Origin of the sequence: Pseudomonas oligotrophica, assembly GCF_021726475.1 — a bacterium.
GTDB lineage: Bacteria > Pseudomonadota > Gammaproteobacteria > Pseudomonadales > Pseudomonadaceae > Stutzerimonas > Stutzerimonas oligotrophica.
Genome location: NZ_JAKJRU010000004.1, coordinates 153,558 through 174,653, shown reverse-complemented (window position 1 = coordinate 174,653; position 21,096 = coordinate 153,558). Strand labels below are relative to the sequence as shown.

Annotated in this window: 19 protein-coding genes and 2 pseudogenes; 15 read left to right on the top strand and 6 right to left on the bottom strand. The window is 66.1% G+C overall.

The window, feature by feature from the left end:
* Positions 1 to 152: 152 nt before the first annotated feature.
* Positions 153 to 983 carry an undecaprenyl-diphosphate phosphatase gene (locus L3N39_RS10215; protein WP_237257224.1) on the bottom strand — a complete coding sequence of 277 codons (831 nt, stop codon included), beginning with the start codon at positions 981 to 983 and terminating at the stop codon, positions 153 to 155.
* Positions 984 to 1,151: 168 nt separating this feature from the next.
* Between L3N39_RS10215 and L3N39_RS19020 the strand changes: the two are divergent.
* From L3N39_RS19020 to L3N39_RS10185, 7 genes and pseudogenes are all read left to right on the top strand, one after another.
* Positions 1,152 to 2,039: pseudogene (locus L3N39_RS19020) on the top strand (cache domain-containing protein); the annotation flags it as partial.
* Between the two features lie 120 nt (positions 2,040 to 2,159).
* Entirely contained in the window at positions 2,160 to 2,894 is a 735-nt protein-coding gene (locus L3N39_RS19015; RefSeq protein WP_431978023.1) for a methyl-accepting chemotaxis protein, read from the top strand.
* Positions 2,895 to 3,225: 331 nt separating this feature from the next.
* Entirely contained in the window at positions 3,226 to 3,495 is a 270-nt protein-coding gene (locus tag L3N39_RS10205) for a hypothetical protein (RefSeq protein ID WP_237257222.1), read from the top strand.
* A gap of 137 nt (positions 3,496 to 3,632) precedes the next feature.
* On the top strand, positions 3,633 to 3,917 hold the full coding sequence (locus tag L3N39_RS10200; protein ID WP_237257221.1) for a hypothetical protein: 285 nt from the start codon (positions 3,633 to 3,635) through the stop codon (positions 3,915 to 3,917).
* A 59-nt stretch (positions 3,918 to 3,976) separates the two neighbouring features.
* Positions 3,977 to 4,669, top strand: coding sequence for a DUF421 domain-containing protein (locus L3N39_RS10195; protein WP_237257220.1), 693 nt, complete (start codon positions 3,977 to 3,979; stop codon positions 4,667 to 4,669).
* Positions 4,670 to 4,762: 93 nt separating this feature from the next.
* The gene (locus L3N39_RS10190) at positions 4,763 to 4,927 is read left to right on the top strand and encodes a hypothetical protein (protein ID WP_237257219.1); all 165 of its coding nucleotides are present in this window, start codon (positions 4,763 to 4,765) and stop codon (positions 4,925 to 4,927) included.
* Between the two features lie 30 nt (positions 4,928 to 4,957).
* Positions 4,958 to 6,130, top strand: coding sequence for a DNA topoisomerase IB (locus L3N39_RS10185; protein WP_237257218.1), 1,173 nt, complete (start codon positions 4,958 to 4,960; stop codon positions 6,128 to 6,130).
* Here L3N39_RS10185 and nfuA read toward each other — a convergent pair.
* Both nfuA and L3N39_RS10175 read right to left on the bottom strand, forming a co-directional pair.
* Entirely contained in the window at positions 6,124 to 6,708 is a 585-nt protein-coding gene (gene nfuA / locus L3N39_RS10180) for a Fe-S biogenesis protein NfuA (RefSeq protein ID WP_237257217.1), read from the bottom strand. The two genes, L3N39_RS10185 and nfuA, sit on opposite strands and share 7 nt — an antisense overlap.
* A gap of 82 nt (positions 6,709 to 6,790) precedes the next feature.
* A complete protein-coding gene (locus L3N39_RS10175; protein ID WP_237257216.1) occupies positions 6,791 to 9,064 on the bottom strand; it encodes a fatty acid cis/trans isomerase in 2,274 nt (757 codons plus the stop codon).
* Between the two features lie 165 nt (positions 9,065 to 9,229).
* Between L3N39_RS10175 and metH the strand changes: the two genes are divergently transcribed.
* The gene (metH, locus tag L3N39_RS10170) at positions 9,230 to 12,922 is read left to right on the top strand and encodes a methionine synthase (protein ID WP_237257215.1); all 3,693 of its coding nucleotides are present in this window, start codon (positions 9,230 to 9,232) and stop codon (positions 12,920 to 12,922) included.
* The gene (locus L3N39_RS10165) at positions 12,919 to 13,248 is read left to right on the top strand and encodes a DUF5629 family protein (RefSeq protein ID WP_431978019.1); all 330 of its coding nucleotides are present in this window, start codon (positions 12,919 to 12,921) and stop codon (positions 13,246 to 13,248) included. The genes metH and L3N39_RS10165 overlap by 4 nt, the downstream gene beginning before the upstream one ends.
* Before the next feature lie 3 nt (positions 13,249 to 13,251).
* On the opposite strand, the gene L3N39_RS10160 is transcribed toward L3N39_RS10165, so the two are convergent.
* From L3N39_RS10160 to L3N39_RS10150, 3 genes are all read right to left on the bottom strand, one after another.
* Positions 13,252 to 14,346 (bottom strand): acyltransferase family protein, encoded by a 1,095-nt coding sequence (locus tag L3N39_RS10160; RefSeq protein ID WP_237257214.1) that lies wholly within the window; start codon positions 14,344 to 14,346, stop codon positions 13,252 to 13,254.
* Between the two features lie 104 nt (positions 14,347 to 14,450).
* The gene (locus L3N39_RS10155; protein WP_237257213.1) at positions 14,451 to 15,389 is read right to left on the bottom strand and encodes an EamA family transporter; all 939 of its coding nucleotides are present in this window, start codon (positions 15,387 to 15,389) and stop codon (positions 14,451 to 14,453) included.
* Between the two features lie 92 nt (positions 15,390 to 15,481).
* On the bottom strand, positions 15,482 to 15,778 hold the full coding sequence (locus L3N39_RS10150; protein WP_431978018.1) for a DUF1883 domain-containing protein: 297 nt from the start codon (positions 15,776 to 15,778) through the stop codon (positions 15,482 to 15,484).
* Positions 15,779 to 15,863: 85 nt separating this feature from the next.
* Here L3N39_RS10150 and L3N39_RS10145 point away from each other — a divergent pair, with 85 nt between their 5' ends.
* The 6 genes and pseudogenes from L3N39_RS10145 (at position 15,864) to L3N39_RS10120 (ending at position 20,909) form a co-directional block, all read left to right on the top strand.
* The gene (locus L3N39_RS10145) at positions 15,864 to 17,006 is read left to right on the top strand and encodes an MFS transporter (RefSeq protein WP_237257211.1); all 1,143 of its coding nucleotides are present in this window, start codon (positions 15,864 to 15,866) and stop codon (positions 17,004 to 17,006) included.
* Between the two features lie 53 nt (positions 17,007 to 17,059).
* Positions 17,060 to 18,118, top strand: coding sequence for an RNA methyltransferase (locus L3N39_RS10140; RefSeq protein ID WP_237257210.1), 1,059 nt, complete (start codon positions 17,060 to 17,062; stop codon positions 18,116 to 18,118).
* Between the two features lie 33 nt (positions 18,119 to 18,151).
* Positions 18,152 to 19,489: a leucine-rich repeat-containing protein kinase family protein gene (locus L3N39_RS10135; protein ID WP_237257209.1), complete on the top strand. Its 1,338-nt coding sequence runs from the start codon at positions 18,152 to 18,154 to the stop codon at positions 19,487 to 19,489.
* Positions 19,486 to 19,947, top strand: a complete 462-nt coding sequence (locus L3N39_RS10130) for a 3-phosphoshikimate 1-carboxyvinyltransferase (RefSeq protein ID WP_237257208.1) — start codon at positions 19,486 to 19,488, stop codon at positions 19,945 to 19,947. Before L3N39_RS10135 ends, L3N39_RS10130 begins: the two co-directional genes overlap by 4 nt.
* A gap of 110 nt (positions 19,948 to 20,057) precedes the next feature.
* Positions 20,058 to 20,585: pseudogene (locus L3N39_RS10125) on the top strand (Hsp20/alpha crystallin family protein).
* A gap of 147 nt (positions 20,586 to 20,732) precedes the next feature.
* Positions 20,733 to 20,909: a DUF2970 domain-containing protein gene (locus L3N39_RS10120; protein WP_250646526.1), complete on the top strand. Its 177-nt coding sequence runs from the start codon at positions 20,733 to 20,735 to the stop codon at positions 20,907 to 20,909.
* Positions 20,910 to 21,096: the final 187 nt, after the last annotated feature.

The window sequence follows — 21,096 nt, the reverse complement described above, 5'->3', positions numbered from 1 at the left end:
ATGGGCACGCATTCTAGTGGCTCGAATGGCAGAAGTCACCCCGCCGCCATGCCGGGCCGACGCTTTCGCGCGCAGCCGGTACGCCTCGTTTTTGCAGTCATGAAAGAAGCCCCCGCCGGTGGCGGGGGCTGGATGTGGCCCGGACACCAGGATCAGCCCTGGGCCGTACTCCAGTCGATGATTCCAAACTGCCAGGTCGCCAGGATGATGATGCCGAAAACGATCCGATACCAGGCGAATGCCGCATAGCTGTGGTTGCCGATGAATTTCAGCAGCGCCCGCACCGCCAGCATGGCGAAGATGAAGGAGGTCACGAAGCCGATCGCGAACACCGGCAGATCGGCGGGCTGGAACAGGTCGCGGTACTTGTAGCCGGAGTAGACCGCCGCCCCGACCATGGTCGGCATCGCCAGGAAGAAGGAAAACTCGGTGGCGGCCTTGCGCGACAGCCCGAACAACAGGCCACCGATGATCGTCGAGCCGGAGCGCGAGGTCCCGGGCACCAGCGCCAGGCACTGGGCGAAGCCGACCTTCAGCGCCAGGGTCCAGTTCATGTCGTCGACCGTCTCGGCCCTGATGCTGTGTTCGCGCCGCTCTGCCCAGAGCATGACGACGCCACCAATGACCAGCGCCGTCGCCACGGTGATCGGGTTGAACAGGTATTCGTGGATCAGGTCGGCGAAGGCCACACCGAGCACCACCGCCGGCATGAAGGCTACCAGCAGGTTGACGGTGAAGTTCTGCGCCTGGCGCTCCCGTGGCAGGCCGACCACGACACCGATCACCCGATGCCGGTATTCCCAGACGACGGCGAGGATCGCCGCGAGCTGGATGATGACGTTGAAGGCGATCGCCCGCTCGCCGCCGAACCCGATCAGGTCGGCGACGATGATCTGGTGACCGGTGCTGGAAATAGGAAGAAACTCGGTGATTCCCTCGACGACGCCCAATATCAGTGCTTGTACCGCAAGCCAAAGATCCATCTATTCCCCATCAGCGATGACACCCATCGCACTTGTAATTACAACGAAGACGACCCGGCGCTCGGCCAGACCGCTGATCTGACCGGCCGCGCACCAGTAAATTCCGCTTTCGACTTTGGTGGGGCTCATTTTTCGCCAGGGGCGGCCGAAAAGCTATCAGGAGTTTGCATGTCGCAACCTCCCCACAAGCGCTCCATTCAGATGCACGGGTCATGCGTCACCAAGCAAAGCCGTTGCCATAACAAGAAAAGCGAGAGCTCATCAGGAGTCACTCAAATGAATTTGTTGCGAAAATTTCCCATCAGCAAACGGCTCTGGCTCATCCCGGTGGTTGCAACGCTGATGCTCTTCGTACTGGGCATGCTGATGATCCAGCAAGTCCGCCAGGATCTGTACAAGGGCAAGCAGGAGATGACCACCTATGTCGTCGAGACGGCGGCGGGCATCCTCGATCACTACCAGCGCCTGGAAGCCAGCGGCGAGATGACCACCGAGCAGGCGCAGGCTGCCGCGCTGCAGCAGGTCCGTGCGCTGCGCTACCGGCAGAACGACTACTTCTGGATCAACGACCTGGCGCCGAGGATGATCATGCATCCGATGCAGCCCAAGCTCGACGGCCAGGACCTGTCGCAGATCAAGGACCCCAACGGCAAGGCCCTGTTCAACGAGATGGTCGCCATCGCCAAGCGCGACGGCGCCGGCCTGGTCGACTATATGTGGGCCAAGCCGGGCGAGGAACAGCCGGTACCGAAGCTCTCGTACGTCAAGCTGTTCAAGCCGTGGGGCTGGGTGATCGGCTCGGGCATCTACGTCGATGACGTGGAAAGCGAGTTCTACAACTACCTGGTGCGCTTCACCTTCATCGGCCTGGCGATCGCCGCGCTGATGGCCGTGATGGTCGGCGTGTTGATCCGCAGCATCACCGTGCCGCTACGCAACTCCATGGCCGCCATGGCCAACATCGCCAGCGGCGAAGCCGATCTGACCCGCGAACTGGACGTCAACGGCAACGACGAGCTGACCGCCCTGGGGCGCGACTTCAACAGCTTCGCCCGCAAGCTGCGCGCGGTCATCGCCCAGTTGCTGGAAACCGCCGACTCGCTTGCCCGCTCCTCGAACACCTTGGGCAGCGTCTCGCGCCAGGCCTTCGAGCAGAGCCAGCAGCAGCTGCAGCAGATGGAACTCGTCGCCACGGCGATCAACGAAGTGACCTATGCGGTGCAGGAAGTGGCGAAGAACGCCGAGCATGCCTCCAACGAGGTGGGCGATGCAGAAAGCCAGGCAGGCCATGGCCAGCAGAACATCGAGACCAGCCTGCAGCAGATCGACCAGCTTTCGACCACCATCAGCCAGGCCGTCAGCGTCATCCAGTCGCTGGCCGACGAGACTTCGAAGATCGGCAGCGTGCTCGACGTGATCGGCTCGATCGCCGACCAGACCAACCTGCTGGCCCTCAACGCCGCGATCGAAGCGGCGCGTGCCGGCGAGCAGGGTCGCGGCTTCGCCGTGGTTGCCGACGAGGTACGCCTGCTGGCCCAGCGCACCCAGCAGTCCACGGCCGAGATCCACACCATGATCGAGCGCCTGCAGAAGAACTCGGGCGCCGCCGTCAACGTGATCATGGAAAGCAACCGCGCGTCGCAACTGACCGTCGAGCAGGCCAGCCAGGCCGGCGAGAGCCTCGGGCAGATCGCCCAGGCGCTACGCAACATTTCCGGGCTCAATGCATCGATTGCCAGCGCCACGCTGCAACAATCCCACGTGGTCGAGGACATCAACCAGAACGTGACCCAGGCCGCGAGCCTGGCCCAGAGCAGCAACGATGCCGCCGAGCAGTCCAGCGAAGCCGGCAAGCACCTGGGCGAACTGGCCGATCGACTCAACGGCATCCTGCGTCAATTCAAGATCTGACCCCTCCCCGGCTGGCGCCCGAGCGGGCGCCAGCCGCTTCTTTCGACTTGCGGTGCAATGTCGCATGCGTTTTCCACAGGCACGCGACACGCACTGACCGTCAGAAAAACTTTTCCTATCCAATCAATAACTTAGGCGCGCTATTGGTCCGATCGTCGGGTCGCTGGACGACTAAGACTTTCGGCTAATTGCAATGCCTTCGATTTTTTTTGAATTCCGGTGTGACTCGCGGGTCTTCTGAGCGCATCATCTGGATAAGGCCAACGCCATGGCACCCGAAATACTGGCGGTAACCCGATATCCGCATCGTTTTCAGAGAGACCATTGCCATATGAACGCTACCCTCCGCATCAATGACGCCCTCCTCATCACCGACCGCGCCTTCAAGCCGTTCCAGTGTGTCGCCTGGATCCTCCCCGAGGGCAACGGCGAAGTCAGCATCAGCGTGGTAGACCGCCAGGAAGCGCGCCTGCTGGGTCGCTGCAAGATGTCCAGCAGCGTCTACACCGACCCGGTCAAACTCGAGCAGACCCTGGAGCAGACCCGCGAGCAACTCAGCCGCAACGGTGCGCATTTTTCCGAGTGGCACATGCCTGCCTGATCCGCGGCGCGTTCAGAGCAAACAGGCCCGACGGCATCCCGCCCCGGGCCTTTTTCATGCCTTGATGGCGCTTCGGGAGTCGTCTCGTTGCCGCAGCGGTCTCAACAGGACCGACACACGCGAACGAGGAGCCCCCTATGAAAGGCGCCGAAGCCTACGTCAACGACCAGTGGCACAGCAGCGGCCTGGCGCACCTGCCGCAGGGCACGCAAAGCCACGCCATCACCCTCCACTTCGTGGTACCGCGGGCTGAGCAGAGCACCGGCCTGCTCGATCACATCTGCGAAGTCGCCCAGCGGCATATCCGCCAGGCCTACCCGGGCCGCGAGGTCAGCCATCGGCCGGTGGTCGGCTCGGTGGTCGGCGACGGCACCGGCGATGGCGTGCAGTTCGTCTTCCACGTATCCCCCGAGCGGGCCTAACGCATGCGGCGCGTCCTCCCTGGGCACCCCTCGACGACGAACGACACGGGAGCTAGCCGATGACGCCCTTCGATTGGCAGCGGATGCTGCTGGACCAGTTTCCGCCGTTGTTTCTCGCCGAGGTCGCCTTGCGGGCGCTGTTCGCCTTCGCTGCCGTGTTCGTCTTTCTCAAGGTCAGCGGGCGGCGCGGCATCCGCCAGCTTTCGGTATTCGAGCTGGTGATCATCCTCACCCTCGGCTCGGCAGCCGGCGACGTGTCCTTCTACGAAGACGTACCGCTGCTGCCGGTGGCCGCGGTGTTCATCACCCTGCTGGCGCTCTATCGCCTGACCGTCGCGCTGATGACCAAGAGCCACCGCTTCGGCGGCTGGGTCGAAGGGCGCCCGATCACCATTATCCGCGACGGCATCTACGAGTTGCGTAGCCTCGACCAACTGCAGATATCGGCCGACGAGTTCTTCATGGAACTCAGGCAGCAGGGCGTCGAGCACCTGGGGCAGGTGCGCCTGGCGATCCTGGAGACCGATGGCGAAGTGAGCCTGTATTTCCATGGGCCGGACGAGGTGCGCCCCGGCCTGTCGGTGCTGCCTCCGGAGCATCGCCCGACTTTCCGGCAGGTGCCCGCCAGCGGGATGTACGCCTGCACGCGCTGCGGCTTCCCGCATGTCCTGGAGACCGGCCAGGAACAGCCCTGCCCGCGCTGCCACAACCCCCACTGGGCCAGGGCGCTGACCAGCTTGCGTAGCCGTTGACCACCGGTGCGAACCGCTGAGCAAGGCGTAGGTCAGCTATTAGGACAGCCGCCCCGCTCCGGGGCCCGCCAAACACAGACCAGGAGTCCGTCCATGCTAGGTGACTATTCCTCGATCAACGACCACCTCGACACCGCCCGCAAGCACGCCGACCAGGCCGAGACACAGGACAAGCCGGAGCTCTACCGCGAAGCGATCGACGAGCTGGTCGCAGCCATCCAGCTGCTGATGCGCAACAACAAGGAAAGCGAAGACTGACCGAGCCGCACAGGACCGGGGCCGTCGCCCATGGAGAGGCAGGATCCGCCGCCCATTGCCGCCGGCACCCGCCCCGTCGCCCTCGATGAAAGCGACGATACCGGCACCCTGCTATGTCCCGAACTTCCGCCGGAGCTGCGCTACTCGGACGACAGCCAGCCCGGCATCCGCCGCAGGCTCCTGCGCGGCAAGTTCGCCTACTTCGACCCCGCCGGCCAACGGCTCCGCGACCCGGGCGAGATCGGACGCATCAATCGGCTGGCCATCCCTCCCGCCTACCGGGACGTGTGGATCTGCCCGGACCCGAGCGGCCACCTGCAGGCCACCGGGCGCGATGCCCGCGGGCGCAAGCAATATCGCTACCATCCTCGCTGGCGCGAGGTACGGGACGAAGGCAAGTACCAGCGCATGCTGGAGTTCGGCCAGTCCCTACCGCGTCTGCGCGCGCGGCTGGAGAAGGACATCGCCCTGCCTGGCCTACCGCGGGCGAAGGTCATGGCGCTGGTGGTCCGGCTGCTGGAATCGACGCTCATCCGCGTCGGCAATGCCCGCTACGCCAAGGACAACCGCTCCTACGGGCTGACCACGCTGCGCAATCGACACGTCAGCGTCGAGGGCAGCGCGATCCGCTTCAGCTTTCGCGGCAAGAGCGGCGTCGAACATCGGGTCACCTTGCGAGACCGCCGCCTGGCACGCCTGATGCGGCGCTGCATGGAATTGCCGGGCCAGCACCTGTTCCAGTACGTCGACGAGCAGGGACAGCGGCACGCCGTCAGCTCCGGGGACATCAACCAGTACCTGCAACAGCTGACCGGGCAGGGCTTCACCGCCAAGGATTACCGCACCTGGGCCGGCAGTACCCAGGCACTGGAGCACTTGCGCCGCCTGCCCTGGCAATCCGAAACGGCAGCACGCCGGCAGCTGGCCGATGCAGTCCGGCAGATCGCCTCGCTGCTGGGCAATACCCCGACGGTCTGCCGCCAGTGCTACATCCACCCGGACATCCTCGGCGCCTTCCTGCGTGGCGAGCTGAGCGGCCTGCGCGCCGCGCGCAAACGCCGGTGGCTGAGCGCCGAGGAGGTCGGGCTCATTGCCTTTTTGGAAAGGGGCAGCCATGCGCCGCTGAAAGACCGGCCCGAGGAATGCCGCGCACCGCGCCGGCCCGCATCGCCACGAGCCAGCCCGGCACAGGCCGATCAGTAGTAGGCGTTTTCGCGATTGCTGTGGTCGGTGACGTCGCGTACGCCCTTGAGCTCGGGGATGCGGGCCAGCAGCGTCTTCTCGATGCCTTCCTTGAGCGTCACATCGGCCTGGCCGCAGCCCTGGCAGCCGCCGCCGAACTGCAGCACGGCAATGCCCTCTTCCACCACGTCGATCAGCGAGACCTGCCCGCCATGGCTGGCCAGGCCTGGGTTGATCTCGGTCTGCAGGTAGTAGTTGATGCGCTCGTTCAGCGGGCTGTCGTCGCTGATCATCGGCACCTTGGCATTGGGTGCCTTGATGGTCAGTTGCCCGCCCATGCGGTCGGTCGCGTAGTCCACCAGGGCGTCCTCGAGGAAGGGCTCGCTGGTGCTGTCGATCCAGGCAGTGAAGCTCTTCAGCCCCAGGGCGACGTCTTCCGGCTTCTCTTCGCCGGGCTTGCAGTAGGCGATGCAGGTCTCGGCATAGGGGGTGCCGGGTTGGGTGATGAAGATGCGAATGCCAATGCCGGGAGTATTCTGCTTTTCCAGCAGGCCAGCCAGGTAATCGTGTGCCGCTTCGGTAATGGTGATCGCGCTCATGGTGACTCCTCGCAAATATGCCGGCAGTCTACGCCAACCCGGGCCGCCGATAAAGTCCTAGCATTTTAGTCAAGTAAGGCAATCAAAGGTTCTCGTAGCGGTTCATGTCCAGCACCCCGGCCTCCAGCGGCTCGGTTTCTTCCAGGTAGCGGCGGAGGTCGTGGAAGTAGAACCAGAACCGCGGATGGCTGCGACGAATGCCCCAACGCTCGACGATGCGTTCGAACTGGCCAGCGGAGCGCACCTGCTCCAGCGCCTGGACGAATGACGGCACCTCGGCTGCCGCCAGCGAAAAGATGAAGTTCGGGTAGCTGGTCAGCACCCCCGGATAGACCGTCAGCGTGTCCAGCCGGGGCTGGTAGCGCAACTCCTCGCCGAACATGAAGGCGACGTTACTGTGCGCGCGATTGCGCAACAGGCTGTAGATCTCGCGGCGCCCGTCGGGCAGTTCCACCCGCAGCAAGGTCGCTTCGGGCAGCTGGGCGATCATCGGCATGCCGGCGGCGGACCGCCCGGCCAGGCGACTGAGGAACTGCTCGGCCTGCTGTAGCGCAGGCGCCTGTCCTGGACGATGACAATGCGCGCCGTCGCAACGGTTGATCGGGTCGGGCCGGGCGTTGATGGCGGCGTGACGGGCCAGCAGCTGCCGGGCGAAATCCTCCCTCGGTCGTGCATCGGCGAGCGCCAGGCCGGTCGCGGTGCGCGTGTCGATGGCGGTATAGGCCAGTTTCAGCTTCAGCTGGCCGCCCTTCTGGTACCAGCTGTCGAGAATCGCCTGGCGCGACGCCGCAGGCAGCAGACGCAGGAAATTGAGTTCCGCACCGTTGCGGATCAGGTCGAAGTACAGCCGCGTCTGCCCCTGGTGCGAGACGTTGCCGAACACGTCGAAGTTGACCACCAGCTGGTAGTAGGTGCGCTCCAGCAGCGGATAATCCATCCACCAGAGCGTCTGCGGGATTTCGCCGATCAGCCCTTTGCGCACCGAGGCACTGTCGTACTGGCGGAAGATCGACAGCAGCGCGTTGTCGTTGCCGCTCCAGATGTGCGCCCACTGGGCCGGCTGCTCGGCGTAGGCCGCGCGGCGCAGTTCCTCGTAACGGTTGCGCTTGCCGCGATAGACGTTCCAGAAGGTCAGCAGATCGCCCAGTTCGTCGAACTGCCCCGGCATCGCCAGCAGCGGCGTCGCCTGCCCGCGAAAGACGGGGTCGCTGAGGTAGAGGTCGTGCTGCGGATCCTGGAACAACACCCAGAAGTTGTCGCGAATGACGTCCGTGGCGATCTGTCCGCGGCAGACGGGGCCGCGGATGAAGGTGCGCACGAAGTATTCGGCATCGTCGAGCATGAACTGGTAGCGCGCCCGCGCCGGGATCGCCTCGAAGGTCAGGAACGGGTTGGCGCGGTGGCCCGCGCCGTAGCCCGGCAGCTGTTCGAGGTTCCAGTCGTCGTCGAGGAACAGTTGGCGTACCCGCGCCAGCTTGGCCGCGCTCAAGGCGAAGGTGATGTGCGTCTTGTGCACGATCACGTCGCTGACCGGGCGCAGTCGGTAGAAGAAAGCGGTGCCGGGATCGTCGTTCGGGCGGCGCGTGGCGATCACGTCCAACGGCTGCCCGCTCGGTGTACGCGAGCGGACCAGTTGATAGAAGTGCCCGCCCTGCGCCGACTGGAAGTGCAGGTGCGCGAGGAACAGGTGCTCGTAGAGCCAGCGGGCGACCAGGCGCTCGCGGATGCCGGGCTGGTTGAGCAGGCCTTCCCAGGCCTCGATCTGCCGCTGCTCGGCCGGCGCGATCCTGATGTCGGCGTGGTCGATGGGCGCGCCCAGCGCCAGCCAGTGCTGCAAGGTCGCGTATTCGGCATCGTCCAGCCCGGCTACGGCGAACGGCATGCCGCCATGCACCGCGCGCCGGGCATAGGCATCGAACTCCTCCGGCAACGGGCAGCTATTGTCGCGCCGGATGCTCACGTCGAGCCCGTCCGGCAACCTGGCGTTCGGCGCCAGCGGCTGGCTGCGCCCGAGTTCGAGCATGCGTGCCATCAGCGCGGCCTGGCTGCCCTGCCCGTCCAGCACGGAGGCAAAGCCCTTGCGCCGCCAGGCAGCTTCGTCATGGGCATCGAGAAACAGTCGCGTTGGCTGCTGTGCCCGCGTGCGCGTGCCGTCGTACACCGGCTGCTTGCTGGCGCCGCGCAGCGCGCCGGCGTCGCTCCCCAGATTGAGCTGGCACGGCGAGTCGTAGCAGGCGTGACAGGCTACGCACTTGGCCGTGAAGATCGGCTGGATATCACGCTGGAACGACAGCGATTCGGCCTGCACCGCAGCACATGCCAGCATGAGCACGAGCAGCCATAAGCGAAGGGGCATGACGGGGCGTCCAGGAAGGGAAACGCCATTGTAGGGCAGCGCCTGCGCCGCGGCGAACCCGGCTCGACTTGAGCGAAATTCATAGAAACGGGGCGACCGATCAAAAACCATACAGCTTTGCTATGATTTGCGCCCTTTCGTCCAGGCTTTACCCAGGTAGTCCAAATGTCCGATCGCGCCGCCCGCCTCCAGGCCCTCCAGCACGCCCTCCAGGAACGCATCCTGATCCTCGACGGCGGCATGGGGACCATGATCCAGAGCTACAAGCTGGAGGAGTCCGACTACCGCGGCGAGCGCTTCGCCGACTGGCCGAGCGACGTCAAGGGCAACAACGACCTCTTGCTGCTCTCGCGCCCCGACGTCATCCAGGCCATCGAGAAAGCCTATCTCGATGCCGGCGCCGACATTCTGGAAACCAACACCTTCAATGCCACCCGGGTCTCCCAGGCCGACTACGGCATGGAAGAACTGGTCTACGAGCTGAACGTCGAAGGCGCACGCGTGGCCCGGGAAGTGGCGGACGCCAAGACCGCCGAGACGCCGGATCGCCCGCGCTTCGTCGCTGGCGTACTCGGCCCGACCAGCCGCACCTGCTCCATCTCGCCGGACGTCAACAACCCCGGCTACCGCAACGTCACCTTCGACCTGCTGGTGGAGAACTACACCGAGGCCACTCGTGGCCTGATCGAGGGCGGCGCCGACCTGATCCTGATCGAGACCATCTTCGATACCTTGAACGCCAAGGCGGCCATCTTCGCCGTGCAGCAGGTATTCGAGGAAGACGGCGTCGAGCTGCCGATCATGATCTCCGGCACCATCACCGACGCCTCCGGCCGCACGCTGTCAGGCCAGACCACCGAGGCGTTCTGGAACTCGGTGCGCCATGCCAAGCCGATCTCCGTAGGCCTGAACTGCGCCCTGGGCGCCAAGGACCTGCGCCCTTATCTGGAAGAGCTGGCCAACAAGGCCGACACCCATGTGTCCGCCCACCCCAACGCCGGCCTGCCCAATGCCTTCGGCGAGTACGACGAAACGCCGGCAGAAATGGCCGCGGTGGTCGAAGAGTTCGCCGCCAGCGGTTTCCTCAACATCATCGGCGGCTGCTGCGGCACCACGCCGGCGCACATCCAGGCGATTGCAGAGGCGGTGGCCAAGTACCCGCCGCGCGTGATTCCGGACATTCCAAAGGCCTGCCGCCTGTCGGGCCTGGAGCCCTTCACCATCGACCGCAGCTCGCTGTTCGTCAACGTCGGCGAGCGCACCAATATCACCGGTTCGGCCAAGTTCGCCCGCCTGATCCGCGAGGAGAACTACACCGAGGCGCTGGAAGTGGCCCTGCAGCAGGTGGAAGCCGGCGCCCAGGTGATCGACATCAACATGGACGAGGGCATGCTGGATTCGAAGGCGGCCATGGTCACCTTCCTCAACCTGATCGCCGGCGAGCCGGACATCTCCCGCGTGCCGATCATGATCGACTCCTCCAAGTGGGAAGTGATCGAGGCGGGCCTCAAGTGCATCCAGGGCAAGGGCATCGTCAACTCCATCTCCATGAAGGAAGGTGTCGAGCAGTTCAAGCACCACGCCCACCTGTGCAAGCGCTACGGCGCCGCGGTGGTGGTGATGGCCTTCGACGAAGCCGGCCAGGCCGATACCGCCGCACGCAAGCGCGAGATCTGCCAGCGCAGCTACGACATCCTGGTCAACGAGGTGGGCTTCCCGCCGGAAGACATCATCTTCGACCCGAACATCTTCGCCATCGCCACCGGCATCGAGGAGCACAACAACTACGCGGTCGACTTCATCGACGCCTGCGCCTACATACGCGACCACCTGCCCTACGCGCTGACCTCGGGCGGCGTGTCCAACGTGTCGTTCTCCTTCCGCGGCAACAACCCGGTGCGCGAAGCGATCCACTCGGTGTTCCTGTTCCATGCGATCAAGGCGGGCCTGACCATGGGCATCGTCAACGCCGGCCAATTGGAGATCTACGACGAGATCCCGAAGGAGCTGCGCGACGCGGTCGAGGACGTGGTGCTCAACCGCAGCGCCGGCGGCACCGAGGCGCTGCTGGAAATCGCCGACAAGTACAAGGGCGATGGCTCGGTCAAGGAAGCCGAGACCGAGGAATGGCGCAATCTGCCGGTGGACAAGCGCCTCGAGCACGCGCTGGTCAAGGGCATCACCGCCTTTATCGTGGAGGACACCGAGGAGTGCCGCCAGCAGTGCGCGAGGCCCATCGAGGTGATCGAAGGCCCGCTGATGGCCGGCATGAACGTGGTGGGCGATCTGTTCGGCGCCGGCAAGATGTTCCTGCCCCAGGTGGTCAAGTCCGCCCGCGTGATGAAGCAGGCCGTGGCGCACCTGATCCCCTTCATCGAAGCGGAAAAGGGTGACAAGCCGGAAGCCAAGGGCAAGATCCTCATGGCAACCGTCAAGGGCGACGTGCACGACATCGGCAAGAACATCGTCGGCGTGGTACTCGGCTGCAACGGCTACGACGTGGTGGACATGGGTGTGATGGTGCCGGCGGAAAAGATCCTGCAGACCGCCATCGCCGAGAAGTGCGACATCATCGGCCTGTCCGGGCTGATCACCCCGTCGCTGGACGAAATGGTTCATGTGGCCAAGGAAATGCAGCGCCAGGGCTTCAGCCTGCCGCTGATGATCGGCGGCGCCACCACCTCCAAGGCGCACACCGCGGTGAAGATCGACCCGCAGTACAGCAACGATGCTGTGGTCTATGTCACCGACGCCTCGCGCGCGGTGGGCGTAGCCACCACCCTGCTGTCCAAGGAACTCAAGCCGGCCTTCGTCGACAAGACCCGCGAGGAGTACGCGATGATCCGCGAGCGCACCGCCAACCGCAGTGCGCGCACCGAACGCCTGAGTTACCTCGACGCTGTCGCCAACAAGCCGTCGTTCGACTGGAGCGGCTACGCCCCGGTCAAGCCTAGCTTCACCGGCCGCCAGGTGCTGGAAGACATCGATCTGCGCACCCTGGTCGACTACATCGACTGGACGCCTTTCTTCATCGCCTGGGACCTGGCCGGCAAGTACCCACGCATCCTCGAGGACGAGGTGGTTGGCGAAGCGGCCACCTCGCTGTTCAACGATGCCCAGGCCATGCTGAAAAAGCTGGTCGACGAGAAGCTGATCCGCGCACGTGCGGTGTTCGGCTTCTGGCCAGCCAACCAGGTCCAGGACGATGACCTGGAAGTGTACGGTGACAACGGCGAGAAGCTGGCCACCCTGCATCACCTGCGCCAGCAGACCATCAAGCCGGACGCCAAGCCGAACCTGTCGCTGGCCGACTTCGTGGCACCCAAGAGCACCGGCATCACCGACTATGTGGGCGGTTTCATCTGCACCGCTGGCATCGGTGCCGAGGAACTGGCCAAGGCCTATCAGGACAAGGGCGACGACTACAACTCGATCATGGTCAAGGCATTGGCCGACCGCCTCGCCGAGGCCTGTGCCGAATGGCTGCACGAACAGGTGCGCAAGCACTACTGGGGCTACGCCAAGGATGAACAGCTGAGCAACGAGGAGCTGATCCGCGAGCAGTACAAGGGCATCCGCCCTGCCCCCGGCTACCCGGCCTGCCCGGACCACACCGAGAAGGGCACGCTGTTCCAGCTGCTGGATGCCGACGGCATCAGCCAGGTCACCCTCACCGAGCACTACGCCATGCTGCCCACCGCGGCGGTCAGCGGCTGGTACTTCGCCCATCCCGAGGCGCAGTATTTCGCCGTCGGCAAGATCGACAAGGATCAGGTGGAAAGCTACAGCCAGCGCAAGGGCCAGGAATTGGCCATCAGTGAGCGCTGGCTGATGCCGAACCTGGGGTACGACGCATGAGCGACGCCATGACCCGCTACCTGCTCGACGAACTCGAGCAGGCCGACATGCTGGAAATCGACGGACTGCATGCCTGGTCCTTCATCCTCGACGAGGCGCTGCTCGACCGCGCCGAGGCGGCGGCTGAAGCCGGCGAGCCATTCGCGAGCGACGAGACGGTGGTCGAGATCGAGTGCGTCGATGGCCGCCAGAAACGCCGCTGGACGTTCAGCTACAACGCGGTGATGGAGGCGTGCCCTGAAGCCGATGGCAGCTGGCTGCTCGGCCCGGAGCCGGGGCATCGCCTGCGCTGCCACGCAGCGTTCAGCGCCGAGGGCGATGCCTGAGGGTCACCGCCGGCCTGCTTCGACGCAGGCCACCTGCCCCGCCGAAGCCTCCGCACGGGCCGGGCGGGTCAGCGGCTGCTCGATAAAGCGGTAGCTCAGCCAGGCCGCCAGCAGCGAGAGCGCCAGGCACAGCGGGACGCGGGTGGCGGTCGGCAGCGCACCGGCATAGGCCGTGGTCAGCAGCCAGACCGGGATATGGCACAGGTACAGCGAGAACGAGACGGTACCGATCGCCTCGACCGGCCGAGAGAAGACGCCGAATACCAGCTCATCCGAGAAGGCGACCAGCACGAAGGCCACGGCAAGGATCAACGTGACGGCGGTCCAGCGGAACGACTCGAACGCCTCGAAGGTGCTGCCCACCACCGCCGCGGCGAGTACCGCGAGCAGCGCCACCCACGCCTTGCGCCCGGCCCCGAGCGCACCGATCTGCGCCTGGATCTCTTCGAACACCGCAAGCGTCGACAGCTTCCACAGCAGCAGGCCGATGAACAGCCCGTTGACGCGGAACAGCCAGGCCGGCTCGAAGGGGTTGGCGAAGCTGAACCAGACGACGATCGCCACCACCGCCGGCCAGAAGCCGTTTCGCAGCAACAGCAACAGCGGGAAGAACAGGTAGAACTGCACTTCCAGGGCAATCGACCAGAAATAGCCGAAGTCCGACTGCTCGAGGGCATTGAACACGTTGGCCAGGAAGAACGCGGCGCTCGCCGCCACGCTGAGCAATAGCTCCAATCCATAGGGGCCGATGCCGGTCTCCTGCTCGACTAGGGCCAGCAACAGCAAGGCCGCGGCCCAGAACCAGGTCGGCGCCAGCACGCGGCGGATGCGCTTGCAGTAGAAGCGATACACCGCATGCGCATCGAAGCCCTGTTGCTTGCGCAGGAAGGTCGCGCCCATCAGGAAGCCGGAGATGATGAAGAACAGGTCCACGCCGATACCCGGCAGGATGCGCTGCAGCAACGCATCCCACGCCTGCGCCTGGGCGCCGGCCAGCATCACCGAGCCATGGGCGAAGAGCACCAGGATGATGGCCAGGCCACGAAGGAATTGAATGTTGCGATTCTTGTGCTCGTGCTGTTTTCCAGCAGCCGTCATAAGCAGTCCGTCAGTGTTGCGGGTCGATGGGGACCGGCAGGCCTCGATCCCCGCTGGCTACCCTGCTGACCCTTCCCCGCGGCAGATGTTCCGATCCGGCCGGCTCAGGCACCCTCGCCCAACTGCCGGGAGGCACGTCCTTCGAAGGGCCGCAAGATCAGCAGCGCGATGGCCAGCAGCACCAGCACGCTGCCCGGCAGCCACTGCCAGCCCATGCGCACCGGCTGCTCGACGAACAGCAGCAGCATCGAGACGAACGGCACCAGGTAGCTGTAGGCGGTCACCGCGCCGGGCGTCAGCTCGGCGGTGGCGCGCTGCTGCAGGAAGAAGGTCATCGCACTGGAGAACACGCCGAGGTAGCTGACCAGCAGCACGTCGCCCAGGTCCATGCGCAGCAACTCGGTCGGCGTCTCCCAGAGCAGGCCCGCCAGGCCGATCAGCGCCGCCCCGCAGAGCAGGCTCCAGAAGGTGCGCAGGCCCGCCTGGGCCGGCAGGCGGTTGCGCGCCAGGCCCCACTTGGAGAGCACCGGGTAGAGCGCCGAGGCCACGCAGCCGAGGAAGAAGCCGAGCTCGCCGAGGCCCAGGCCCATGCTGGAGAAGTCACCGCCGTTCTCCGCCCAGGCCAGCCCCAGCGCACCCAGCGCGCCGAGGGCGAGGATCGCCAGCAGGCGGCCGGCGCGCCGCTCCACCCCCAGGCCACGGCCCAGGCAGTAGGCCAGCAGCGGTACGCTGACGAACAACGTGGCCATCGACAGCGCGCTGACCCGGTGCGCGGCCCAGAACATGGTGCCGAAGAAGCCGGCCAGGCACAGCCCCATGGCCGCGTAGAGCACGAAGGTGGCGGCAGACGGCAACGCCTGGCTCTGCCGCCAGGCCAGTGGCGCCAGCGCCAGGGCGGCGATGGCGAAGCGCATGCTGGTCAGCAGCAGCGGTGGCAGCTCCTCGCTCAGCATCCCCACCGCGGGGAACGACAGCCCGACGAACAGCGCCCAGAGCAGCATGCCCAGATGCGCGCGCAGGCGCTTGCCGCTGTGTTCAGCCATGCTCGGCTCCAGTGTCGGGCGAGCGCTCGGGGCGCTTCGCGGGCCAGGGGGATCGGTATCGGCTCAAGCCGACGCCGGATCGGGAGTCCCGCTCACTGCGAGACCTGCTGTCGAATGACCCTGATCCGGTACTTGAGGTTCGGCTTGCGCGTCACGCTGACGGCCCGCCGCGTGACCGTATCGAGGGTGATGTTCCAGAAGCCCGCGCTGGGCACGCGGATGCGCGCAGGGAAGCGCTCGAAGGCACCGCCGATGTAGCTGTGCCGGCCACCATTCTTGAATGCGCGGAAGTTCTTGTCGTTCATCAGGCGGATGTTGCATGGCTGGTCGCACTCGATGACGACCAGGTCGTCCTCGTCGAGGTGTTCGCGCTGGTGGATGAATTTCATGTCGACCCTGTGGTTTCGAGGCAAGGGGCGAGACGATAGCATGACCGCCCCGCCGGCCCTGCCGGCTCGTTTCCCGGAGTCGCCCATGACCGCGCCTGCGCTCGACGCCAGCCGCCCGATCGTTCGCACGGCGACCCGCTGCGGCTTCTTCATGGCCGGCTTCGGGCTCGCCGTCTGGGCACCACTGGTGCCCTACGTACGGGCGCGGATCGAGATGAGCGACGCGCTGTTCGGCTTCCTGCTGCTGTGCATCGGCATCGGTTCGCTGAGCTGGATGCCGCTGTCCGGCGTGCTGGTGTCGCGCTGGGGCATCCGCCCCGTGGTGCTGGCGGCGGTGGCACTGCTGGTCCTGGCGCTGACCGGCATGGCGCTCGCCAACTCGGTGTGGCTGATGGCGCTCGCGCTGTTCTGCTTTGGCGGCAGCCTCGGTGTGATCGATGTCGTGCTGAACATTCAGTCGGTGCTGGTGGAAACCGCCGTCGGCCGACGGATGATGTCCAACTTCCACGGCATGTTCAGCCTGGGCGCCATCGTCGGCGCACTGGTCATGACCGCACAGCTGAGCCTGGGCGTGTCGGCAGAGGCCGGGACGCTGGCGATGATGGCGCTGGTCCTGGCGGCCAACCTGGCCGTGGCGCCAGGCTTCCTGCCCAACCGCGCCCCTGGCGGCGGCCTTGCCTTCGTCCGTCCGCGCGGCCTGGTGCTGCTGGCCGGGCTGTTGTGCTTCGCGGTCTACCTCGCCGAGGGTGCGGTGCTCGACTGGAGCGCCCTGTACCTGACGGGCGAGAAGGGCCTGGATGTCGCCCATGGCGGGCTCGGTTACGCCGCCTACACGCTGATGACGACCGTCGCACGCTTCGCCGGCGGCCCGGTGATCGCCCGCCTCGGGCCGCCTCGCATCATCGCCCTGGGCGGCCTGCTGGCCGCCGCCGGCATCGGCCTCACCCTGGTGACCGAGCACTGGCTGCTGGCCCTGCTCGGCTACGGCCTGTGCGGGCTGGGCTGCGCCAACGTCTCGCCCGTGCTGATCTCCTCGCTCAGCCGGCAGACCCTGATGCCGATGCACACCGCCGTCACCGTCGCCACCACCATCGGCTTTGCCGGCGTGTTGGCCGGCCCGGCGCTGATGGGCCTGGTCGCGCAGCTGTTCTCCCTGGGCGCGGCCTTCTTCATGCTCGTGCTGCTGTTGCTCTGCATCGTCCCGGCCAGCCGTCGCTTCAGCGATTGAGCGTTGCGCCGACGCTGCCCTTTGCCCAGGCGCCCCGCTAGAATGCGCGCCCTATGCAAATCCACGATATCCATCAGCAGTTCGCCGCCGCCGGCGCCAAGCCCCGTCACATCGGGCGCATGACCCGCGCCTGGCTGCTCGGCCGCGACATCGCCATCGGCCGCCGCCAGCAGCAGGCCGAGGACTTCCTGCCACTCAGCGTGCGCGAGGCGCTGCCGGCGCTGCAGGCAAGCCTTGACGGCCTGGCGCGCCTGCGCTCCGAACACCCCGGCGCCGATGGCTCGGCGCGCCTGCTGGTGGAACTGGGCGACGGGCAGATGGTGGAAAGCGTGCTGTTGCCGCGCGACGGCCTGTGCGTGTCCAGCCAGGTCGGTTGCGCGGTCGGCTGCGTGTTCTGCATGACCGGCAAGAGCGGCCTGCTGCGTCAGCTCGGCAGTGCCGAGATCGTCGCCCAGGTCGCCCTGGCGCGGCGCTTCCGCCCGGTGAAGAAGGTGGTGTTCATGGGCATGGGCGAGCCGGCGCACAACCTCGACAACGTGCTCGAGGCGATCGACCTGCTCGGTACCGACGGCGGCATCGGCCACAAGAACCTGGTGTTCTCCACGGTCGGCGACCCGCGGGTGTTCGAACGCCTGCCCGCGCAACGGGTCAAGCCGGCCCTGGCGTTGTCGCTGCATACCACCGACGCCGAGCTGCGCCAGGCGCTACTGCCGCGCGCGCCGCGCCTCGACCCGGCCGAGCTGGTCGAGCTGGGCGAGCGCTATGCGCGCACGGTCGGCTATCCGATCCAGTACCAGTGGACGCTGCTGGCCGGCATCAACGACAGCCAGCAGGAAATGGACGCGCTGCTGCGCCTGCTGGCCGGCAAGTTCGCCGTGCTCAACCTGATTCCCTACAACAGCCTGGAAGATGACCACTACCAGCGGCCGCAGGGCGAGCGCATCGTGCAGATCGTGCGCTACCTGCACAGCCGCGGCGTGCTGACCAAGGTCCGCAATTCCGCCGGCCAGGACGTCGATGGCGGCTGCGGCCAGCTGCGTGCGCGCGCCGAGCGGGCGCTGGGCAGGAAACACGCGGAACGCAGCGTGCCAGAGGCTGTCCCAGAGCAGTGACCCTCGGCAGTTCCGCCAAGCAAGGACGCGTGAATGCACGATCTCAAGCAACTGCAACGCGGGGAACTGGCCGGCATCCGACGCCTCGACCTGGCCGCCGGGCTGACCCACTTCCCCGATGAAATCTATGCCCTGGCCGACACGCTGGAAATCCTCAACCTGAGCGGTAACCGGCTCGAGCGCCTGCCGGCGGATCTCTCGCGCCTGCACCGCCTGCGCATCCTGTTCTGCTCCGACAACGCCTTCGATCATCTGCCCGAATGCCTGGGCGAATGCCCGAACCTGGAGATGATCGGCTTCAAGGCCAACCGGATCGAGCAGCTGCCCGCCGCGGCATTGCCGCCGGCACTGCGCTGGCTGATCCTCACCGACAATGCGCTGACTGCCTTGCCGGACGAACTGGGCCGCCGCCCGCGCCTGCAGAAACTGATGCTGGCGGGCAACCGCCTGGGCGCCCTGCCCGATTCCCTTGCCGACTGCCACAACCTCGAGTTGCTGCGCCTGGCCGCCAACCGCCTGGAACATCTGCCTGGTTGGCTGCCGGAGCTGCCACGCCTGGCCTGGCTGGCCTTTGCCGGCAACCCGTTCAGCGATCGACGTGAAACCCGGGCCCTGGCGCAGGCCGGGCACGCGAGCATCGATGCGGCCGATGTCAGGCTCCACGAAGTGCTCGGCGAGGGCGCCTCCGGAGTGATCCGCCGGGCCGAATGGCACCAGGGCGACGGCCAGCACCGCGCCGCAGCCGTGAAATGCTTCAAGGGAACGGTGACCAGCGACGGCCTGCCACGCAGCGAGATGGCCGCCTGCATCGCGGCGGGCGAGCATCCCCACCTGCTGCGGGTCGCCGGCTCGCTGGCCGGCCCCGGCAGCCCGGCGCTGCTGATGGAGCTGCTCGACCCACGCTTCGCCGCCCTCGCCCAGCCGCCTTCGCTGGCCAGTTGCACGCGCGACTGCTACGCCCCGGCGCAGCGCTTCGCCCTGGCGCAGGTGTTGAAGCTGGCGCGCGGCACCGCCTCGGCAGTGGCCCACCTGCATGGCCGCGGCATCCTGCACGGCGACCTCTACGCGCACAACCTGCTGGTCGACCCGCAAGGCGGCTGTCGCCTCAGCGATTTCGGTGCCGCCTCCTTCTTCGAACCGGCCGCAGGCACCGCACCGGCGCTGCAGCGCCTGGAGGCGCGGGCCTTCGGCGTGCTGCTCGACGAATTGCTGCAACGCTGCGATGCGACGATCGAAGACGACGAACACCTGGCCCGCCTTGGCGAGCTGCGCGACCGCTGCCTGGACCTGGAGCCGCGCCGGCGGCCGGACTTCACTGCAATCGAAGCGCACCTCGCGACGCTTCGCTGCACCGACATGGAGGAAAGATGACCGACCGACCACGCTATGCAGCAGAGCAGCACCAAACGCCCTACCCGTCTCCCTTCGACAAGGCCGCCCTCGAGCGGGATCCGTTCATCCGCAAGCTGATGGAGCGCCTGCCGGAACATCTTCGTCACTCCTTCAGCCCGGAACAGGTCGAGGCCCTGCGCGATATCTACGGCAGCCGCAGGCGCAGCAAGCATCGCGTGGACCTGCGCGGGACGCTGAACCTGTTCGGCAGTCGCTACTACTTCACCATCCTCGCCGGGCGCAACAAGCGCAGCCCATCCCAGCGCCAGGGCAACCTTTCGCTCGCCGCCAAGGCCATGCTGGCCACGGTGTTCCTCCTGTTCTCGACCCTGCTCGGCCTGCTGATCCTCTACCTGCTGAAGTCCGCGCTGGGCATCAACCTGCTGCCGGGTTACTCGTTCGGGCTCTGGGACTGGTTCAAGGCCAACATCTGGTAACCCGGCCGCAGGCCTCACGCAGCCCCCTGACGGTTGATCGGAATCAAACAGCCAGCCCCCGGCGTGCCAAACAATGCCGGGGTTGTTCCCACTCCAGAGGAGGCTGTGAAATGACCGACGATTCGAGCAAACCCGTTGCGACCGAGACCAAGAAATCGGCGCCGACGCCGCACGAGCCATGGCGTCCGTTCGAGAGCTTGCGCCGCCAGGTGGATCGGCTGTTCGACGACTTCGACCTGTCCTGGCATCGCCCGCTGGCCCGCCACGGCCTGGAGACCGGCACGTTCTGACAGGGCGGCCTGACGCGCCTGCCGGCGGTGGACGTCACCGAGAAGGAGGAGAGCTTCGAGATCAGCGCCGAACTGCCGGGCATGGACGAGCAGGACGTGGAGGTCAAGCTGGTCGGCGACACCCTGGTGATCAAGGGCGAGAAGCGCCAGGAGCGCAAGGAGGAGAAACAGGGCTACTACCTGTCAGAACGCTCCTACGGCAGCTTCCAGCGCAGCTTCAACGTTCCCGATTCGGTCGACCGCGACAGGATCGATGCACGCTTCAGCAAGGGCGTGCTGGTGCTGACGATGCCGAAGAAGCCCGGGGCCACGCCCGGGGAGCGGACCATCTCCGTGAACAAGGCCTGAACCAGCGCGGCGGGCAACCGGCTTGCCCGCCGCCGTTCGGCCGTGCGTGCCTCGCCCGGCGCAGGCTTGGGCTAGACTCCCGGGCAGACCAGCCAGCGCGAGGTTGCCGTGGACGAAGAACCGGACCGCCCCCTGACACTGCGCGAAATGTTGCACAGCGTACTGGCCGCCGCGCTCGGCGTGCAGAGCGGACGCAACCGCGCGCGCGACTTCCGGCATGGCAAGCCGAGCCACTTCATCCTGCTCGGCGTGGGCTTCACCGCGCTGTTCGTGCTGGTGATCCTTGGCGTGGTCAAGCTGGTGCTCTACCTGGCGGGCATGTGAACCAGGCAGCTCAGCTCACTGGTGACTGACCCAGAAGATCGCCGCGCCGACCGCCAGCAGGATCAGCACGAGTATCGCGACGGCATCCACCAGGCTGTCACGCTGCGGACCGAAGTGCTTCATCATCTCGCTTCCCCCAGGTTGGTTTTTGGCCTTGTGCTGTGCAGTCAAGAACATGCTCCGGGCG

Coding starts and splice junctions, on each gene's coding strand:
- L3N39_RS10215 (WP_237257224.1), bottom strand. CDS start 983: ATGGATCTTTGGCTTGCGGTACAAGCACTGATATTGGGCGTCGTCGAG.
- L3N39_RS19015 (WP_431978023.1), top strand. CDS start 2,160: ATGGAACTCGTCGCCACGGCGATCAACGAAGTGACCTATGCGGTGCAG.
- L3N39_RS10205 (WP_237257222.1), top strand. CDS start 3,226: ATGAACGCTACCCTCCGCATCAATGACGCCCTCCTCATCACCGACCGC.
- L3N39_RS10200 (WP_237257221.1), top strand. CDS start 3,633: ATGAAAGGCGCCGAAGCCTACGTCAACGACCAGTGGCACAGCAGCGGC.
- L3N39_RS10195 (WP_237257220.1), top strand. CDS start 3,977: ATGACGCCCTTCGATTGGCAGCGGATGCTGCTGGACCAGTTTCCGCCG.
- L3N39_RS10190 (WP_237257219.1), top strand. CDS start 4,763: ATGCTAGGTGACTATTCCTCGATCAACGACCACCTCGACACCGCCCGC.
- L3N39_RS10185 (WP_237257218.1), top strand. CDS start 4,958: ATGGAGAGGCAGGATCCGCCGCCCATTGCCGCCGGCACCCGCCCCGTC.
- nfuA (WP_237257217.1), bottom strand. CDS start 6,708: ATGAGCGCGATCACCATTACCGAAGCGGCACACGATTACCTGGCTGGC.
- L3N39_RS10175 (WP_237257216.1), bottom strand. CDS start 9,064: ATGCCCCTTCGCTTATGGCTGCTCGTGCTCATGCTGGCATGTGCTGCG.
- metH (WP_237257215.1), top strand. CDS start 9,230: ATGTCCGATCGCGCCGCCCGCCTCCAGGCCCTCCAGCACGCCCTCCAG.
- L3N39_RS10165 (WP_431978019.1), top strand. CDS start 12,919: ATGAGCGACGCCATGACCCGCTACCTGCTCGACGAACTCGAGCAGGCC.
- L3N39_RS10160 (WP_237257214.1), bottom strand. CDS start 14,346: ATGACGGCTGCTGGAAAACAGCACGAGCACAAGAATCGCAACATTCAA.
- L3N39_RS10155 (WP_237257213.1), bottom strand. CDS start 15,389: ATGGCTGAACACAGCGGCAAGCGCCTGCGCGCGCATCTGGGCATGCTG.
- L3N39_RS10150 (WP_431978018.1), bottom strand. CDS start 15,778: ATGAAATTCATCCACCAGCGCGAACACCTCGACGAGGACGACCTGGTC.
- L3N39_RS10145 (WP_237257211.1), top strand. CDS start 15,864: ATGACCGCGCCTGCGCTCGACGCCAGCCGCCCGATCGTTCGCACGGCG.
- L3N39_RS10140 (WP_237257210.1), top strand. CDS start 17,060: ATGCAAATCCACGATATCCATCAGCAGTTCGCCGCCGCCGGCGCCAAG.
- L3N39_RS10135 (WP_237257209.1), top strand. CDS start 18,152: ATGCACGATCTCAAGCAACTGCAACGCGGGGAACTGGCCGGCATCCGA.
- L3N39_RS10130 (WP_237257208.1), top strand. CDS start 19,486: ATGACCGACCGACCACGCTATGCAGCAGAGCAGCACCAAACGCCCTAC.
- L3N39_RS10120 (WP_250646526.1), top strand. CDS start 20,733: ATGTTGCACAGCGTACTGGCCGCCGCGCTCGGCGTGCAGAGCGGACGC.